Genomic DNA, 16,419 nt, shown 5'->3' with positions numbered 1-16,419 from the left:
TCTGCTGAAAGAACCGAATTTGCCAATCGCCCTCCAGACGGCCCGCACACCGTCCATTGCGCCTGGCAAACGCCATCGCCATCTGCGCCCCTGTTCCGCGCCGCCCTCTCCGGCCTAACGATCTCGCCCTGAACCTGAGAAAATTCCAATTACCCGACAAGCGCGGGGGTGTTCATTAAAAATAGATAAGTTCTTTTTCTGAGTTGCTAAAGGGGCGTGTTATCTGCACCGACCGCTCGACCCGCCTGAAGATGTCGCTGTCCGCCTCAGCGATCTCTCCCCTGAACCTGTTCGCTGGCATGGGCGAAAGCTGTTGTCATACTCCGCGTCAGCCCGGATGGTGTTGCTCATCAATTACATTCCGTAAGGAGCAACGCCATGACGCTAATCCGTCGAAACAACAGCAAAAACTGGTACTACCAGTTCCAGATTCAGGGCAAGAAATTCTTCGGTTCGACCGGCACGCCGAACAAGACGAAGGCCGCTCAGGTCGAACGCGAATTCCGCAACCGCGCGCACAGCGAGCGGTATCTGGGCGACTCGCCCGAAATCACAATCAAGGATGCGCTTGAGCAGTACGTTGAATCCCGCAAGGGCACCGCTTACTACAGCGGCATGTGGTCGGGTATCCGGAAAGCGATGGGGTACAAGCTTCATTCGAAAACGAAGGCGAAGCTTCCCTGCTATGGATTTTCGCCCGACACGCTGCTGCACGAACTGACAACACGCGATTTCGAAGTCCTCGTTGCGAAACGCAAGGCCGAAGGCGACAAACCTGCAACGATCAAACACGAGATTGGCCTGCTGCGTGCAACCATCAACGAAATGACGAAGCTCGGCTTCAAAGTGAATCGTGAAATCGTGTTTCCCGCGCTTAAGACTTCTTATAGGCTTCGATATCTGGATTCCATCGAAGAGTCGGCGTTATTGCTCGAACTCGAGCCGGAGCGGCTTAGAAACGGTTTAAAGCCGTTAGAGACGCGAACACCTGAGATGACGCGGAATGTGCAGGACAATTACGACATCACGGTTTTTCTGCTGGATACGGGGTGTCGCTACTCCGAGGTCGCAAACATTCCGTGGTCGGCGATCAGCCTTGATGCCTGCACAATCAACCTGTACCGGAGCAAGGTAAGGAACGAGGATGTGCTGTACATGACCTCCCGACTCGAAGCGATCCTTCGTCGCCGGTGGGAAGAACGCAGGCAGGGTCAACGGTACGTGTTCGAAGACCGCACCGGCAACGAGCGCGGCTACAGCACGAAGTCAATCAAGAAGGCTATTGAGCGCGCGGGGCTGAATGATCCGGCAGCGGTCAAGGAGCGCGGTGGACGCGTTACCCTGCACACGTTTCGGCATACGTTCGCGAGCAAGCTGGTCAAGGCTGGTGTCAGCCTGTATGAAGTGTCCGTGTTGCTAGGCCACAGCGATCCGAAGATGACGCAGCGCTATGCTCACTTGAGCCCGAATGATGCAAGTCGCAAGGCCGTAAAAGTCATCGACTCGCTGCTGCTGGACCCCGCATAAACTCAGGGGTCTTGGCTGCTTCGACCCGCATGAATTTGGGTCACTTTGCATCTGTTATAAAAGGCGTACAAAACCGGGATTCGCCACGCAACGAATCCCAGCTCTGTACCCTCTTACTTGTGCCCGTCACATTCCGGGTCCGGGTCATCTTCCCATGCTGGTGCCCATACCCGGTTTGCCCATCGAGGGTGCGTCAGGTCAAACGGCTTGCCGATACCGAGACGCGGAAGCTGGCGATTGTAGACAAATCCCGAAGCGCCAGCATTGAACATCTGCCTCTCTATTTCCCGGTACTTTGCTGTGCTATAGCGCGGACCCTGCTCAAAGAATTCTGATCCTTCGAGCGGCGAATCTGGCGTCCATATCTGCCACGTGTATTTGTACAGCTTCGGATTCGGATTCGGATGCAGGTACGTTCCGAAGAACGCGAGGCCTGTTCCGCGCCACCGCTGGAACTCTTCCTTTGTCGGGCGCAGCATTTGTATTCCTTCCTCTATACCGTCACCGTCAAATTTCTTTATCTACTGCCCTATCAAGGTGGCTTCGCATCACCTCATAGAGCCGCCGGGCGTGACGCTGCTTATCGGTTGAATGAACATGCCAAAACACGTAGCGGCCAAGCGTATTGTTTTCGATTGGGGCACGCACAACGATTTCGATGCAGAACTTGCCATCATCACGCTTGCACATGCGACCGAGCAATGCATCCTTGCCGTCCTTCGCGATGGCGATGAGATAACCATCCTCTTCACGAACAAGTAGCCAGATACGATTGAGCGTATCGACCGACATGACACCGAGCCGCTCCTTCGCGTGCGGCCACGATTTTCCTTCGAACAAGTTCTCGAATTTCATCACAAGACCATCATCATTGGACACCTCCGTCCCGCCGCAAGCATGGCCATTGCGATAGCGTGGATGTGTTCAATCAGTCGTAGCATGGCTATTTGGATTTATTGAAGTAAGACGCCCGAGGGCATTCCTCGATCTTTTTCCATATGCCCTCTTTCTCCGTCTCCCATTTAGCCGTTAAATTTTGCTGCTGGTCAACGGATAGTTCGCTCCAAGCTGGATGATTGCTTGGGTGACGTTTTTCATGCTGATGGAGTTCTTTCGACAGCGCTCGCGATGGTGCTTCCTCGCGGTCAAATTGCTCACAGAGTTCACGACATCGTCTTTCGCTCGGTCCCCACACGCCATCCGGTCCCACATGTCCAAAGACGCGAAAATAGCTCAATGCGAACGAACAAAGGAACAGCGCAAATACACCGAAAAATGTCGGCGTAAGAAAGGTCAGCGGATCATCACTCATCGCCAAATTGCGATCGGTAAAGGCATACCAGATAGCTGCTGGAAGCCCCATGATCGTGTCGAAGTAGTTCGTGAAATCCGCCTGTGCTTGCAACCCAAACGGGTAAAAGATGATGTCTTGGAACAGATGGTAGTAAATCACCAAGACCCCATACAGAAGACACCCATTGAATACGATCTCGTTGCTCCAATAGCGCCGCTCGTACTTGTCCGCAGCGATGCGTTTTCTGCGACACGCGACATACAGGCCGCGAATCCCCAAGATTGGCAGCAACACCATGACTGCGACCCAAAACACAGCCATGAAAGCGCGCCAAAGGCGCTCGATCATTGCGAACAAGCCGCTTTCCGAGTTATGCGACATACTGCCTCCGCCTGTCGTCAGTAGATCGCGTTATATCCTTCGGTCGTCAGGTAATACTCCCACTTCCCCGTGCACTCCAGCATCCCATCTTTGCACAACGAATCGAGCGCCGCGCTCAGCCTGTTCTTGTCCTTGGGATTCAGCCAGTCTTGGATATCGACATCCCAAAAATCTCGTGTCATGCACCTCGAGTCGATCTTCCGCCATCGGATATGGTCGAGAATCTTCTTCTTCGTTGATTCAAGCGGATCCACGACCGGGATCGAGGCAACGGTAGCCTCGATCCCCTTCATGTGTGGTTGCAGTGAGGCAACGACTTTCTGTAGCAGCGCTTCCAGCTGACGCAACTCGTCCTGCCCTGCCCCCGTGAGACTGATTTCCAGTTTGATCATTTGTTTGGCCTCGTGAGCTACCCGACATCAAAACTGAGCCGGTGGCTATTCATAATTTTTCAGAATTCGTTACTGCTTCCGATGCCGCTTAGACGTTGGACACGCAACCTAGCTCGGAGCGCCGATTTCGCCCAGTCACGCGACCTAGCGGGAAATAAATGGCTTCATAGATACGTTAATCATCTAATTAGGAATATACATTCCATTTAGGGTGTTCATCAAGTTTGGCATAGAGACCACCATTCTGTCCTATGCCTACTCGCTCAAATCAGTCCACCAACGACACGCAGGACGCGCAACTCGCGGCGCGGGTGGGCGAATCCATTGCCGGGCTACGACGAGCAAAGGGTTTGACCCAAGCGCAACTCGCGGAGATGATCGACTTGGAACAAGAGGCAGTCAGCCGGTGGGAACGCGGAACCCGGGTACCAACTCTGCATCGCCTTCAGCAACTGAGCGATGCACTGGAATGCTCGGTAGATCAGCTATTGCAGCGTGGGTCAACGCGGCCTGACGATCAACTGGCTAATGTGGCAAATGCACTGAACGGGCTGGATGCTGACGAACGCGCGCTCGTCGTAAATTTCGTGCAGCAGTTCACCGATATGCTCAAGGCGAAGCATGCGGGCAAGGGCCATCGACGCAAATAGCCTTCAAAGCCTGGCCCACTGCCATCCTGTCGATCAATACTCGTCCGGAAACAGCAGTGTCGTCATGCTGCGATCTGCTTCGGTGATGATCCAGACCCGTTTTCCTGCAATGTCGTAGTTCGACACGATTCGCGCACCATCCTCGACCGCAGACCGGTTCGCCGCCGCATCCTCGGGCGGCACCATTCCCCAGTCTCCGCAAGCGTGGCGTCTCAGATATGAAAAGGCCGCGATGCGGTGATGCTTAAGATGCGCGAAGACGCCGCGCGTCGCAACAACCTCGCCGATATGAAATAGTGGTGGCGTCATTCTTCGGTCCCTTGATACGCCGACCACGCCGAGGCAATCAGTAATGACGACGCCTCACCAGATTCATATCCCGGCACATCCTCAAGAAACATCCGCAGCTTGTCGGCAAACTGCGCCCGAGAGAGGTTGCTTCCGAAAACTTCGTGAAGGGCAGCGGCCAGTTCGCGAATCTGACGGGCAGTTAGCGGCGGGAAATCGCTGTGGTGTTGGATGTCTTCCATGCGAAGACTATCCGGGCGATGTCGCGCTCTGAGCAACATGGCGAAGGCTATGTGCTTCGCTGGGCGAGCCATTCCAGTTCTGACCCAAAACAGCCGGTCGTTTCCCCACGCCTGCATTGACCGTTTGCGAGGTGAAAACGATGTTCGACTGTTCGCGTGTAAGGCTAGGTGAACGCCAGTGAGCCGGGGGGAAACCGTCTTATGCAATCAGCATATGTGGCCAGAACTTCGTAAGCCCGTCGTCGGCAGTACGCGACCGGCTTCTGCCCTTCGAGCACCAGACATCCCGGTGATCAGTTCACGATGTACTTTAAGAATCGAGATGCAGCTGCCAGAAGTTGCGTTGCGTTGTGTGGGCCAAGGTACGATGCATCCGTCAATAACGGGCATCGCATAAGCGGCTATTTTTAGGTACATTAATGGCTAACAATAATAGGAGCCTGGCGTGGCAAAGACACCTGAAAAAAAAGCAACGAACACTGGTCGATCTGCTGTCAACGGGCGAACTCGAACAACGACTCAAACGCAATCTCGAGCTTACGTGTCTCAAGATGATGTGCCCGCCTACTCGATTACCGAAGCACTTCGAGTCCCCCAAGCAATCATCGACCATTACGGAAGCAGCGCAACGGCTCCAATAGACGTCGCATCAGCGCTAAACCTGCAACCTGCGAGCAGTATTTTTCGCATGTTGTGCGGCGCAGCACTCGCGTACGGCCTGACGGACGCAAGCGCCAAGGCAGCGAGCATTGCTCCAACCGAATTGGCGAAACGAATCTTGAACCCTCTGGCTGAAGGAGACGACCTTCTCGCGAAGCGAGAGGCCGTCATGAAACCGAGAGTATTGAAGGAGTTTTTGTCCAAGTATTCGGGCAACGCGGTTCCGCGCGAAGACATAGGTCAAAACGTGCTGAGGTCGATGGGCGTACCAGCAGATAGGGCCGCTGGTGTTTGGACGCTTATTCTTGAAACGGCCGACGCTGTCGGATACATCCGCAAGATCAAAGATAAGAGCTATGTGCATTTGGGCGCGGGAACGGCGCCCGCTCCGCTAGCCCCCAGCAACGGCGGTGAGCAAGGCGCCCCTATCCCTGATCCGGCTTTTGAACTTGCAACCGAGGTTGCTGCGCCTCCGGCGGCCAGTGCGCCTGGCTCTGCGGTTGCATCCACGCCTGTGGCAAAGATCACCGCTCAGAATCGAAAGGTGTTCATCACGCACGGCAAAAATATGGCGTTTATCGAGCCAATAAAAAAACTACTCGGTTTCGGCGAAATGATTCCTGTAGTTTCCGTGGAGAAACAGTCCGTCTCGATGCCTGTCCCTGACAAAGTTATGAATGATATGCGAGACTGCGCTGCCGCCATCATTCATGTGGATGGAGAACGGCAGCTGATGGATAGCAGTGCCAACGAACACACAGTTATCAACGAGAACGTGTTAATCGAGATCGGTGCAGCAATGGCACTCTACGGGCGTCGTTTCATCCTACTCGTGCGTGACGGCGTCAAGTTGCCATCAAACCTACAGGGACTCTACGAGGTTCGCTATCAAGGCGATACGCTTGATGGAAACGTGACAATCAAGCTCTTCGAGGCAATAAGCGCGATGAAGAGCACACCGCTTCCGGTTTCGGAGTAGAGTCAACTTTTAAAGATCTGCATCAGATATTCCAACTTGCATTCGTTGAGCGATTGCCTTATTAACTAGGCCCTCTACAGTCCCCATCATGTTTTTCAGCTTGATTCTTTGCATAAATTTTATTGGCCCAATAGAGAGAAATAGTTTTCCAAAAACTTCGTCGGCAAAACTACTAGAGAGCAAAGGAACACCCTCGAAGTCTATCTCTACGACGCCTTCGCCACTCATTTTAAGAAGGTTTACTAACTTGTTTCTGGCAGGCCTTCCCGACACTCTACTTCCAAATGACGAGCATTCTTCGATCAACTTGAAATAGATATCTCCCGCTACATTTTTTTCGTATTTTGTTTCAATGAAATCCAGAGGCGTGTGTTTTATCCCCTTAAAATTAAGGGCATCGGCCAAGAGACTGGGATCCGAAAAGTCAATAGTAGCAACAACTAATGTCCCCGAATACGGTACGGCTTGGTTCGCTATGGATAAGCCAGAATTTTTAGTATATTTTAATCTGGCATAACCAGAATCAATGAGAAAATCGCCTCCGGATTTGCTGCAAATCTGGTAGCTTCCAAACATACCGTTTCCTTGACCCACCGACAGATCTCTGGTGACTCCCTCGCGGATCGCCCTATCAAGGGCGTCGGTATCGGAATTAATTTCCGGATAGCCGCTCCGAAGGGAGTTTGGAATTCCAATGCCTGCATCAGCGACGACGAATTGAACACGCTTGCTGAATTTTACAAAAGTGGAAACTTGGACCAATCCGCCTACATTTGACTCGGAGTGCACTAAAACATTGTCGGTGAGTTCGTTAACAGCCCATTCAAAAGCGGCAAAATCCGTTCGCTCTAGCTCTGGAATAGCACCGAGCATAACGTTTACAATCCGATTTACAGCGGCCTGTTGCTCGGTCGGGTCTCTATACTGGGTGGCCGGAATTCGTGTATGCCCTTTAAACGTCGAAGGATCAAACCGACGCGGATCAAGAAAATGCCCCCAGTTTGTATTTCTAAATAGATTTTCAGTCTTTTTATCAGTGGGTGGAATTACCGAAAAATCAATTCCGCTATTTCGATATGCTAGCACTTGGGCGCACACTGAAAGCATGGCATTTTGAAATGCCGAAGTACACTTTTCAAAATCAAGTATCACTTCTCGATACGACATCTTTTCAATCGCTGCGTGAACAAGAGATAGAAATCGGTGAAAGTCAAATAGCTCCCCCGCCACGATTATTCGGTTGTCTTTTCTTTCCAAATAGCTGCTCAAGCGGCCCCCGTACGTTTAGTTAGTTTTCTGTATCAGAAATTCTTCCCGGTGTTTACAACATCGTGCCAAGAACGGGCACGTAGATCAAGTTCCAAGCACCGATAGTTCCGTCGGAGGAACACGGGACCACATATCGAAGGACCTCGCTTGCGCGATCGCAGCCGGTGGAACAGTAACAAAAGGCTCCAGTAACGGTCGCGCGTGCACCGATCAGCAGGCATTTGCAGTTCATCTTTGAACAGCGGTCTCCAACCTGTCTGGAACTCCTGCCAACGGTTCCGCTCGCGATGCCAGCAAGAATTTCCGAAGTGGATACACTTTTCACGCCACTTCACACGATTCCGACTCCCCAAAGCGCCGAAACCCCTGTAAAATTGCGGGCTCTGCGGGCGTCGTATAATGGTAATACCCTAGCTTCCCAAGCTGCAACGGCTTGAGCAAACCCACTATTCATGCGGGTTTTAGACGTGGTTTTCTAGCGGGCACCATTGAAAACCACGTGTCATGCGGGTTCGACGGCGACGCCAGTTTTCACCCCAGTACGTAGCCTCGAAAAGCTGCTGATCGAGCGTCAAAAATTCGCGCTGTTGTCCCGCGAACCCTTGGTACCACCTCACCGCGCAGCCACTAACTTCCTGTACGCCACCTCAGCACGTCACGCACGATGCATCGTTGTTGCTGCTTCGCAGCGACCACAACGTTCGCGACACACATGTATCCGGCGGCATCCTAAACCGCGGCCTGCGTGCCGTCGCGTCAGTCAGCATTACGCGTGACCCGCCGGCCACATTCGGAGCAACATGAGTTGTTTGACACTCAAGATGCTACGAATACAATGCTGTCATACAATTCGTCCGGGGACTTTTGTCATGAGCGAAGAGGCAGCAAAGGAATTCAGCGCCATCAGAACCGTGCATGACGCGCTAGAGCCGCTGGACGAAGAAGCAAGAACCCGCGTCCTGACCTACATCACGAGCCTGCTAGGTATTGATGCAAAGGTAACAAACAGGAGCAGCGCAGCGCTTGTCGATGCCGAGCCAGCCGACGAGGCAGCAGCAGAAAAGGCCGCGGACGAGGCAGCCAAGGATGCGCCGACATTCTCTACCTTCGCGGAGCTTTACGCAGCCGCTGGCCCGAAAAACAACGGCGAGAGGGCGCTCGTCGTTGGTTACTGGTTACAGGTCTGCCAAGGGGCAGAGAACTTCACGGCTGCCTCGGCTAACAAAGAACTAACTCACCTCGGACACAAGGTCGCGAACATCACCGACGCAATCGACTCGATGAAGAACCAGAAGCCGATGCTGATCCTACAGCTCAAGAAAAGCGGGAACAGTCGTCAGGCCCGTAAGCTCTATAAAGTCAGTCACGAGGGAGTTAAGCGCGTCGAGGGGATGATCGGTGGATGAGTCGCGGCTCGCAGCCGCCCTGTCCAGCCTCGTCGGTCCAACGCTAGCCGCTGACCTAGTGGCCGATCTTATGAAGATCAGGCGGGATTGTGCAACGAGGACCCTTGAGAGGGCTGCGCCGGGGAAGTTTGTCGAGACGTTCGTGCAGTGCCTTCAGCACATCGACACCGGAACTTATGACGCGAAGCCAAGTGTGGATGACTATCTTGGCAAGAAGGTCGAGAACACGACACTTCCCGAGGGGTTGCGGATATGCGCCGCGCGGGTCGCGCGTGCTATGTACACCTTCCGAAACAAGCGAAACATCGCCCACAAGAACGACGTCGACACGAACACACACGACTTGGCATTCACTCACCAAGGTGCGGCTTGGGTAACTGCCGAGCTTCTTAGGCACGCGACGGGCATATCAATGCAGGAGGCCGGCGCGTTGATCGAACTCGTGCAAGCGCCCGTGGGGACGCTCGTTGAAGAAATAGACGGCACAAGGCTGATCCACGCGGACGTCCCAGTCCGAACCGAGCTGCTGTTCCTTCTGCACAGCCACTATCCCGACGCCGTTCCCGTAGATGCAGTGCTGAGGAGTTTGAGTCGCCGGAGCGCTGGCACTGTTCACAACCGCCTGCGAGATCTACACGCAGAGAAACTCACACATGGCGACACGAAGTCGGGCTACCGGCTTACGCAAGCAGGCCACGCGGCGGCGGCTGTGGAGATAAAGAACCTGTCCGTTTAGCCCAATAGCCGCGCCTTATCGTACGTACTTGGATTTGGTAAATGAACCTGCCGCCACTCATCCCGCCAACTAGCAAGCCGCCTGTTCGCGAATTACTTACCCAAGCCGAGCATGACGTAGAGGAATGGAGCTTTGATCAGGAAGGGAAACCTCTTGCAAATCCAAATACGAACAGCTTTCGCAATACAAAATGGGCGTTTGTGGGAAAACCAACAGAGGCTGTCGTACTGTGCATATGGTTTGACGACATCGAGACAATCGACGGACTGCACGTTCATGTATCGAATGGGCGCCAGTATCGCCAGCGCCTTATCGATCGAGACAGAGGCGAAAAAAAGGATAACGTCCGTAGCAAGTTGAGAGCGTGGACAAACCGCTCCAAGGAGTTCGATGATGCGCTTTACACCGCCCTCTCAGACAATAAGCCCATCCGTCCGATAATGGTTGCCGGCAACCGAGGCGACAAGGATGCGGGTGCATTTGAAACGTCCACTGTCGATGCACGATCTCTCGACTCCACAGCTTGGTACGTCCAATCGTACGACCAAGACTCGGGTGAGTATCGAATAGTCCGCGGACTCAAGTCCAACAAGATCCGGGATGGGGAAGGAATTGAACTAGAAGATGGCGTTACAAGCGACCCTGCGTTTTTGGATTTCATTTCCAAGCTGAGTGATACAGAGCGGGATGCAATGATCAAAGTCCGCGTTGGTCAGAGTCGCTTTCGAGATGCCCTGATCAACAGATGGGGAGGTTGTTCAGTGTTCGGTTGCAAGGAACGCGATCTTCTCATTGCAAGTCATATTCGCCCATGGAGCAAATGTGAAAACCCTAAAGACAGGATCAATGTTGCAAACGGATTGCTACTCACGCCCAATCTTGATCGGCTCTTCGACAGTGGCCTCATTACCTTCGATCAAAAATTTCGCATCAAAATCAGCACCAAGCTGAAAGACGGCATTCTCAATCAGCTCAATGTGACTCGTGACTTGCGGCTTAAATCCACGGAACATTCAGATATCCTGCCATTTCTCGCTTGGCATGAGATCAATGTGTTTCGGACCTAAAACGAAGGCTCCGGTAGGAGCCTTTCGCAGAACAAGACATCTAGCGGAAAGTCACTTCTTGCCCATCGGCTCGTGCTTGTCCTTGATCATCTGGTAGTACGTGCTCGCGCCAGCCTTCGTCAGTTTCACATCGGCGATGAACTTCTCGATGATGTCTTTCCTTGTCACGTCCTTTACCGCACGCATGCGCTTATAGATCTCCGTCGCCAGATCCATCTTCGTCGGCGTAGCTGGTTCGGCCTTCGCTGCGGTATCGTTTGTCGTCACGTTCGCACCCGGAACAACAGCACTTGCCTTCGGATCAGCGGCAACCAACTTGCCTGCTTTCTCATCCTTGCTTGCCACACCTTGCTTCTGATCGACCATGATCGCACTCCATTCGTTGAAAGTGAGTCCAGGGTCCAGCAGATCGACCTTCAAGGCAACTGCAAGCAGGCAACCACGACCAGCACGACGGCAACCACTTCGAAATTCAACGAGCAACAGTGACAGTTTTCACGTCACCCTTACGCACCGGCGCTCTATACCCTTGATCTAACGGGAATTTCCGAGCCAGATCATCAGCTTATTAGGGTTAAGCAGTGCTGCCAATCCCCATTCAGTATGATGCATCGCCCCACGCCACACCGGGGATAGTGTCCTGTTACGCATAGCAATTTACTGTCGCAGTGAGGGCTCGCAGTTAGCCCATCTTTGCTGTCAGCAAAAATCCGCCACCGCCAACCAACTGCATTCTTCTATCAATGCGTCCAGCACGCGCTCAATCTTGCTCACGTCGTAGCCTCCGTCTCGAATTGTCTCTGCTTTCTGATCGAAGAACTCGTTGGCGTAGGATTCCTTGTGCTCCAACGCGCCGTGGTAGACGCCGCTGTCCTTCTTGTAGTTTGTCCACACAACTTTCGCCGGTCCATACTGCGGCAGATTCAAGTCGAGGTAGCACTCGATCGCGGCTGCACGACCGTTGATATCCGAGTTTGTGATGCCATCGGGCCCCTGCGAGGGAAATTGCCGGAACTCCTCCATATCAGGTAAAACCAGAGTTCCCATATTCAGAGGCAACTTGAACCGGCGCACCGCCTTCAAGGCCTCAACCCCCTCAGCATCATTGTCAAACAGGAAAACGATCTTGTTTTGGACGTCAATCTTTGCCAACCCCTCCGCGAACCTAACCAACCCGCCTGTGCCCGAGAACGGATGTCGCTCGCTAACATCGATAAAACGGAAGAAATCCGCCACCTCGGGTCGCAGTAGCTGAATCGCGTGTTTCAGGATATGGACGTCCGATGATCCTTCAGTAACGATCAGAAAAGTTTGGCTCCGTCGCGCACAGGGAGTGAACTCATCTACGCTTGCACGTCCTTCTTCAACTAGTGGACCATACCCCCAGTCCACTGTTAGGTTGAGGTTGTCCGGGCATTCCGCAAGTAGTCGCAACATTGAGTACGGGCCGAGAAAATTGATCAACGCTCCGAAGAAAGATCTTTCCGAATACGCCCAACTCTTGCCCTCTGAGTCTCCGGGTATCCGCGCAAGCTGCTCCTTGCCGCCGAATCGGTCTCCGAACCTTCGCTCGCCGTTATCGCTCATATCCTCTATAACTTGGTCGCTCAGGGTTTCAAGCGGATGGGTTCTTATGAACGTCAAGTATTCTTCGAAATTCATCGGCTCGGGGATTGTCTCCGCCCCAACTCCGTTGGCCTCCGAAGCGTCCATTAGTGTGAGACGGTCCTCCCGCCACTGCTTCGTGGCCACTTCATAGAAATGGCGAACTGCATCTAGACGAAAGCCCAACAATTCCAAACGACGAGAGATGGTGCCGAGCGACCGACTGAATGACATCTCGAACCCAGCAGGGTCTTCCCCTTCAGATTGGAGGTATTCATAGTCGATTCCGTCGCACAGGACGCGTTTTCGGTCCCGCTCCTGGTAAAGAGGCCCGTGATCGGTGCCCCTCACATTTTTGCTCCAGTCAACGGTAAGGCCGCCGATATCAAGAGAAATTTCCGTGCCCATGGTAGCTGGAGCGTTTTGCTCAGATAAGGTTGTGGACGAAAGGCTTACGATTAAATCTGCAACATCTTATCTACCGTCAGTTATCAAATTGCATTGCGCTATTTTGCTGAATGACTTCTGCTATATCTGGCCTGCGGACACGCAGGATCGAGTGAAACGCCTCCTGTGCGTAGGGTGCAACCCAATGCTCACACCCGTCGGGAGGGGTTGACCCGCACTCCATGTGATCCATGTAGTCGCTCGATATCACGTAGTGTTCGTTCACAGATACCACGTAGGAAAAATGGAGAACGAAGATCGCAATCGCGTCCAACCGAATCTGTTCGAGAGCTGTACCTCGATTACGGATAGACACTTCTCGATTGTTCAGCACGACGTTTTCGAAGAAATTGTAGTGCGTGTGATCATTGCATCGGCCTCGGATTTCCTTGTAGGTGTCGTCCGCGTGGAGAAGGCCGTTGATCGTACGAAGCGTTTCGCTGGACCGTATGTAGTTCGACATTACACGGTATTCGGGTAACTTCACTCGCCCATGAAGCCAGCCGTTGATATGCTCAGCAAGCAACGGCTTCGCAGCAAAGTCCCACCCCTTGCGGTACTCCCGAAGGTACAGATTCGAATAGACGTTGATGACTGCGGAATCATAGTATTTTCTGAGCAAGGCATAAGCATCGTTGATTCTGCCGTCTTTCAGGACCATGCCGATTGATGTAATCGTACCCGCGATAGCTGAGTAGACATAGGTATCGATGTTGCAAATGGCGGTCGTTCCTACCGAGACGAATTGGAAAACACCATCGGCAAGGTTCTCGTAGAAGTTCGCGTATTGCTGCAGTTCATCGAAGATGACGTGCTTTTGATATTCTGGGTCCGAAACCTTCACCAATGCCCCCCGCAGATCAATGAATTTTCTTTAACGCACGTCTACGTGCCAGACGAAAATTGGCGCACACGATCTCTGGACAGCAACGGCCAGCCGAAACATCGTTCCGCGCCAGCCACATCGTAACAAGTTGTCGGGGACCAACGCGAAATCGACGAGCAACAGTGACAGTTTTCACGTCACCCTCGTCCACATCACCCCTATCCACTTGATTTATAAAGTATTTTTTTGCTAGGCCGTTAGCTTAATGAGAGTATGCCGTGGGACCGACTCGTTGCTGGCTCGTAAGTCGGGCAGATGACATGCCGACAATAGATCAAGCCTTCTTCCACTTCAGTTTTTTAAACGGCTGCCGTAAACACGCGGACAAATAAAGCCAACCGGGCTTGCCTCCACGGCATCCCAGCCGGAGATTGAAGTGCAAGGAATCATCTACCGTATCGATCAACCCCTGAAATCGCTGCAACTGACAGCGCCTCTAGAGGGGAAGTACCTTCTCCAGCCCGTCCACAGTTCGACCATGACCAGCGGCCGCCAAACCGCAAATGATCCGCTCTTATTTCGCTTCTTCTCCGGATCAGACCGTTCAGTCGTATTCTGTTTCTGTCCGACTGACAGTCTAACCACCGGTGCCGTCGGACAAGCGTGGGGTCGAGCAACTCAGCTTGTGGAACGAGGTGCAGTTCCTGAAGAGATCGGCCGTTTCGTTTGGTCAAACAATTCGACCGTAACGACGATCAGTGAAATTTCGACGTTCTTCCGAAGCTCAGCCACGTTGACTGAAAATGACTACCTGCCCGTCGCACGCGTAAGAGCGACCGTCGATGCAAAAGGCATGGCGATACTTTCTACAGAACCCGGCGGCGAGCGCGCTGGACGAGCCTTAACAGCATATATGCTTGGGCTCGCCTACCACCGAGTCCTAGAGCAGGCAATCCACGACCTCGCCGAATGCTGCCGTGACGACTCGAAGGTCAAGCGCACTGAAGCAATGCATTCGGAAATCTCGCGCTTCATCGCGAGCTACTACTTTGATGCACCCGCCCGAGTCTTCACAACGGAAGTCGGCCCACTGTATAAAGCTATCCACGACCGCTTGCTTCTCGCTTCGCTTCGTCACGAACTCGTTGATCAGCTTGGGCGAATCGCAGAAATTATCCGGATAGAGAGAACGGCAACTGAGTCTGCTTTTGAAGCAAAGGTGCAAAAACGTCTAACAGTGCTCGGCGTATTCATCGGAATACTCGGATTGGCACAGCTAACGCAAACCACCCCCGCCCAAATTCAGACTTTCGCCTCCGGATGGACAGCAGCGCTCAGAGGAGGTCCGCCAGCTGTCTCATCGTCAGATCAACCGAGTCCTACGACAAAACAAGCAGACTCTCGCGCCGAAGTTCAGCCTCACAAGCTGAGACGAGTACGTCACGACGTGACGAGTCAAGCGCAGTAATAACCGACAGCGTGGACTCTGGCCCACAACAGCGACAGTTTCCACGTCACCTTTCTCCTCCGCCTCATAACCCACTGATTTAACGAGAATTTGTGAGCAAGATCACCAGCTTATTAAGATTCTGCCGTGGGGCCAACTCGCGGTTCGATCCGACAAGTCCGCTCTTTTTCAATCTTCAAAAAACAATCTCAACAGTTGTCGCTTGTCGCCAAGAGCCAAGAGCCAAGCGATAGAAAGAAGAACACGAACAACTTTTGTTGTTGTTTCGGCGCGTCGAATTTCCGGTTCGCCCCGGCCGTGATTTGACACCTGCCCCTGACTCATGGAAAGATTCGTCTCGTTGAGGCAGCAGACTCAATCAAGGAAGCAAGCTCAGATTTCGCGAAAGCGGAGATTGGGGCGAAGTACAACTACCTGAAAGAATCGAGCCGGGTGGTTGGATCGTAGTCGCAACCACTACGATCGTCGATTTCGATCGATTGCTTGGCCTGTATAACCTTGGACTAGGCTTTTACAAGAACTCGTTCTATCGAGTCCTTATAAAAGTTTGGTTCAAGACCACTATACAGGCCAGAACCAAACTCTGATCGTCCTGTATAGCAAGTTATTTTTTAACTTTTGCTTTTACAGGAGATCACGATGCATCAACGTACTTCTACTACGACCGCCCAACAACGGGAAGATTCGGTCTATCTGCCTACGTCCCCCGAATTCCCCGATTACATCTTTGCCTCGGATGCTGTTTATTTCGAGCGGACATCGCACCCCAAGCGCAGCAAAAACAAGTTGCCGGAAATTCCCGCCGGTTACAGCGCCTCTTTTACGCTCGATCCGCGGACTCCTGTCTTCCCCGCAACGCCGGATGGAAATCGCCTTGGTGACGCGCGCGCGCTCCGGGCGCTGCCTGCGGGAGTCGTCGTATTGTGTCCAAAGCCCCACAGGGGCGCACGTCAGCGCGTAGGTTATACAGTTGGCCGCGAAGGCGGTCTCGCCGAGGGCATTCTTTGCCCGCTGTGTAAGCACATCTACTATTTTCTGACGCTGGCTCCATCTCCTTCTCCGGCATTCTCAAATATTGGCGAGTACTACGAGGACATCCGCAGGCAACTGGGTTATTGAAATCGACTTCGTCGATCGCTAGTTAGCGCTCTACCCCGACTCGGAAAATAGTTTCTAGGTACA

19 protein-coding genes are annotated in these 16,419 nt (G+C 53.0%); 8 read left to right on the top strand and 11 right to left on the bottom strand.

Annotation, left to right across the window (positions count from 1 at the left end; genetic code table 11):
• Positions 1-378: 378 nt before the first annotated feature.
• Positions 379-1,527 carry a site-specific integrase gene (locus tag GH665_RS03650; RefSeq protein WP_153134709.1) on the top strand — a complete coding sequence of 383 codons (1,149 nt, stop codon included), beginning with the start codon at positions 379-381 and terminating at the stop codon, positions 1,525-1,527.
• A 113-nt stretch (positions 1,528-1,640) separates the two neighbouring features.
• Here GH665_RS03650 and GH665_RS03645 read toward each other — a convergent pair whose 3' ends face one another.
• From GH665_RS03645 to GH665_RS03630, 4 genes are all read right to left on the bottom strand, one after another.
• Positions 1,641-2,006: a hypothetical protein gene (locus GH665_RS03645; RefSeq protein ID WP_153134708.1), complete on the bottom strand. Its 366-nt coding sequence runs from the start codon at positions 2,004-2,006 to the stop codon at positions 1,641-1,643.
• Between the two features lie 28 nt (positions 2,007-2,034).
• Positions 2,035-2,382, bottom strand: coding sequence for a hypothetical protein (locus GH665_RS03640; RefSeq protein ID WP_153134707.1), 348 nt, complete (start codon positions 2,380-2,382; stop codon positions 2,035-2,037).
• A gap of 88 nt (positions 2,383-2,470) precedes the next feature.
• Positions 2,471-3,202 carry a hypothetical protein gene (locus GH665_RS03635; RefSeq protein ID WP_153134706.1) on the bottom strand — a complete coding sequence of 244 codons (732 nt, stop codon included), beginning with the start codon at positions 3,200-3,202 and terminating at the stop codon, positions 2,471-2,473.
• A 17-nt stretch (positions 3,203-3,219) separates the two neighbouring features.
• A complete protein-coding gene (locus GH665_RS03630; protein WP_153134705.1) occupies positions 3,220-3,594 on the bottom strand; it encodes a hypothetical protein in 375 nt (124 codons plus the stop codon).
• Between the two features lie 251 nt (positions 3,595-3,845).
• On the opposite strand from GH665_RS03630, the gene GH665_RS03625 reads away from it, so the two are divergent.
• Positions 3,846-4,244 carry a helix-turn-helix domain-containing protein gene (locus tag GH665_RS03625; RefSeq protein WP_153134704.1) on the top strand — a complete coding sequence of 133 codons (399 nt, stop codon included), beginning with the start codon at positions 3,846-3,848 and terminating at the stop codon, positions 4,242-4,244.
• A gap of 33 nt (positions 4,245-4,277) precedes the next feature.
• On the opposite strand, the gene GH665_RS39005 is transcribed toward GH665_RS03625, so the two are convergent.
• Positions 4,278-4,430: a hypothetical protein gene (locus GH665_RS39005; protein WP_246216132.1), complete on the bottom strand. Its 153-nt coding sequence runs from the start codon at positions 4,428-4,430 to the stop codon at positions 4,278-4,280.
• Positions 4,431-4,549: 119 nt separating this feature from the next.
• On the bottom strand, positions 4,550-4,774 hold the full coding sequence (locus GH665_RS03615) for a hypothetical protein (protein ID WP_153134702.1): 225 nt from the start codon (positions 4,772-4,774) through the stop codon (positions 4,550-4,552).
• Positions 4,775-5,219: 445 nt separating this feature from the next.
• Here GH665_RS03615 and GH665_RS03610 point away from each other — a divergent pair, with 445 nt between their 5' ends.
• Complete coding sequence (locus GH665_RS03610; protein ID WP_153134701.1) at positions 5,220-6,413, top strand: TIR domain-containing protein; 1,194 nt, start codon at positions 5,220-5,222, stop codon at positions 6,411-6,413.
• Between the two features lie 9 nt (positions 6,414-6,422).
• On the opposite strand, the gene GH665_RS03605 is transcribed toward GH665_RS03610, so the two are convergent.
• On the bottom strand, positions 6,423-7,682 hold the full coding sequence (locus tag GH665_RS03605) for an STAS-like domain-containing protein (protein ID WP_153134700.1): 1,260 nt from the start codon (positions 7,680-7,682) through the stop codon (positions 6,423-6,425).
• An 869-nt stretch (positions 7,683-8,551) separates the two neighbouring features.
• Between GH665_RS03605 and GH665_RS03600 the strand changes: the two genes are divergently transcribed.
• The 3 genes from GH665_RS03600 to GH665_RS03590 are packed head-to-tail and all read left to right on the top strand — an operon-like array spanning position 8,552 to position 10,891.
• On the top strand, positions 8,552-9,088 hold the full coding sequence (locus GH665_RS03600; RefSeq protein WP_153134699.1) for a hypothetical protein: 537 nt from the start codon (positions 8,552-8,554) through the stop codon (positions 9,086-9,088).
• Positions 9,081-9,824 (top strand): hypothetical protein, encoded by a 744-nt coding sequence (locus tag GH665_RS03595; RefSeq protein WP_153134698.1) that lies wholly within the window; start codon positions 9,081-9,083, stop codon positions 9,822-9,824. The genes GH665_RS03600 and GH665_RS03595 overlap by 8 nt, the downstream gene beginning before the upstream one ends.
• 41 nt (positions 9,825-9,865) lie before the next feature.
• A complete protein-coding gene (locus tag GH665_RS03590) occupies positions 9,866-10,891 on the top strand; it encodes an HNH endonuclease (RefSeq protein ID WP_153134697.1) in 1,026 nt (341 codons plus the stop codon).
• 51 nt (positions 10,892-10,942) lie between these two features.
• Here GH665_RS03590 and GH665_RS03585 read toward each other — a convergent pair whose 3' ends face one another.
• The 3 genes from GH665_RS03585 to GH665_RS03575 all read right to left on the bottom strand — a co-directional run bounded on the left by GH665_RS03585 (position 10,943) and on the right by GH665_RS03575 (position 13,787).
• Positions 10,943-11,257, bottom strand: coding sequence for a hypothetical protein (locus tag GH665_RS03585; protein ID WP_153134696.1), 315 nt, complete (start codon positions 11,255-11,257; stop codon positions 10,943-10,945).
• Positions 11,258-11,590: 333 nt separating this feature from the next.
• Positions 11,591-12,904 carry a HEPN/Toprim-associated domain-containing protein gene (locus GH665_RS03580; protein ID WP_153134695.1) on the bottom strand — a complete coding sequence of 438 codons (1,314 nt, stop codon included), beginning with the start codon at positions 12,902-12,904 and terminating at the stop codon, positions 11,591-11,593.
• 76 nt (positions 12,905-12,980) lie between these two features.
• Positions 12,981-13,787 carry a hypothetical protein gene (locus tag GH665_RS03575; protein ID WP_153134694.1) on the bottom strand — a complete coding sequence of 269 codons (807 nt, stop codon included), beginning with the start codon at positions 13,785-13,787 and terminating at the stop codon, positions 12,981-12,983.
• Positions 13,788-14,205: 418 nt separating this feature from the next.
• Between GH665_RS03575 and GH665_RS03570 the strand changes: the two genes are divergently transcribed.
• Entirely contained in the window at positions 14,206-15,237 is a 1,032-nt protein-coding gene (locus GH665_RS03570; protein WP_153134693.1) for a hypothetical protein, read from the top strand.
• 168 nt (positions 15,238-15,405) lie between these two features.
• Here the strand turns inward: GH665_RS03570 and GH665_RS03565 are convergent, their stop codons facing one another.
• A complete protein-coding gene (locus GH665_RS03565) occupies positions 15,406-15,561 on the bottom strand; it encodes a hypothetical protein (protein WP_153134692.1) in 156 nt (51 codons plus the stop codon).
• Between the two features lie 315 nt (positions 15,562-15,876).
• Here GH665_RS03565 and GH665_RS03560 point away from each other — a divergent pair, with 315 nt between their 5' ends.
• Positions 15,877-16,356 (top strand): hypothetical protein, encoded by a 480-nt coding sequence (locus tag GH665_RS03560; RefSeq protein ID WP_153134691.1) that lies wholly within the window; start codon positions 15,877-15,879, stop codon positions 16,354-16,356.
• Positions 16,357-16,419 lie beyond the last annotated feature (63 nt).

Source organism: Paraburkholderia agricolaris, assembly GCF_009455635.1.
Lineage (GTDB): Bacteria > Pseudomonadota > Gammaproteobacteria > Burkholderiales > Burkholderiaceae > Paraburkholderia > Paraburkholderia agricolaris.
The sequence above is the reverse complement of the archived record's forward strand: the minus strand, read 5'-3'. Positions and strand labels throughout refer to the sequence as shown.

Coding starts and splice junctions, on each gene's coding strand:
- GH665_RS03650 (WP_153134709.1), top strand. CDS start 379: ATGACGCTAATCCGTCGAAACAACAGCAAAAACTGGTACTACCAGTTC.
- GH665_RS03645 (WP_153134708.1), bottom strand. CDS start 2,006: ATGCTGCGCCCGACAAAGGAAGAGTTCCAGCGGTGGCGCGGAACAGGC.
- GH665_RS03640 (WP_153134707.1), bottom strand. CDS start 2,382: ATGAAATTCGAGAACTTGTTCGAAGGAAAATCGTGGCCGCACGCGAAG.
- GH665_RS03635 (WP_153134706.1), bottom strand. CDS start 3,202: ATGTCGCATAACTCGGAAAGCGGCTTGTTCGCAATGATCGAGCGCCTT.
- GH665_RS03630 (WP_153134705.1), bottom strand. CDS start 3,594: ATGATCAAACTGGAAATCAGTCTCACGGGGGCAGGGCAGGACGAGTTG.
- GH665_RS03625 (WP_153134704.1), top strand. CDS start 3,846: ATGCCTACTCGCTCAAATCAGTCCACCAACGACACGCAGGACGCGCAA.
- GH665_RS39005 (WP_246216132.1), bottom strand. CDS start 4,430: ATGGTGCCGCCCGAGGATGCGGCGGCGAACCGGTCTGCGGTCGAGGAT.
- GH665_RS03615 (WP_153134702.1), bottom strand. CDS start 4,774: ATGGAAGACATCCAACACCACAGCGATTTCCCGCCGCTAACTGCCCGT.
- GH665_RS03600 (WP_153134699.1), top strand. CDS start 8,552: ATGAGCGAAGAGGCAGCAAAGGAATTCAGCGCCATCAGAACCGTGCAT.
- GH665_RS03590 (WP_153134697.1), top strand. CDS start 9,866: ATGAACCTGCCGCCACTCATCCCGCCAACTAGCAAGCCGCCTGTTCGC.
- GH665_RS03585 (WP_153134696.1), bottom strand. CDS start 11,257: ATGGTCGATCAGAAGCAAGGTGTGGCAAGCAAGGATGAGAAAGCAGGC.
- GH665_RS03580 (WP_153134695.1), bottom strand. CDS start 12,904: ATGGGCACGGAAATTTCTCTTGATATCGGCGGCCTTACCGTTGACTGG.
- GH665_RS03565 (WP_153134692.1), bottom strand. CDS start 15,561: ATGAGTCAGGGGCAGGTGTCAAATCACGGCCGGGGCGAACCGGAAATT.
- GH665_RS03560 (WP_153134691.1), top strand. CDS start 15,877: ATGCATCAACGTACTTCTACTACGACCGCCCAACAACGGGAAGATTCG.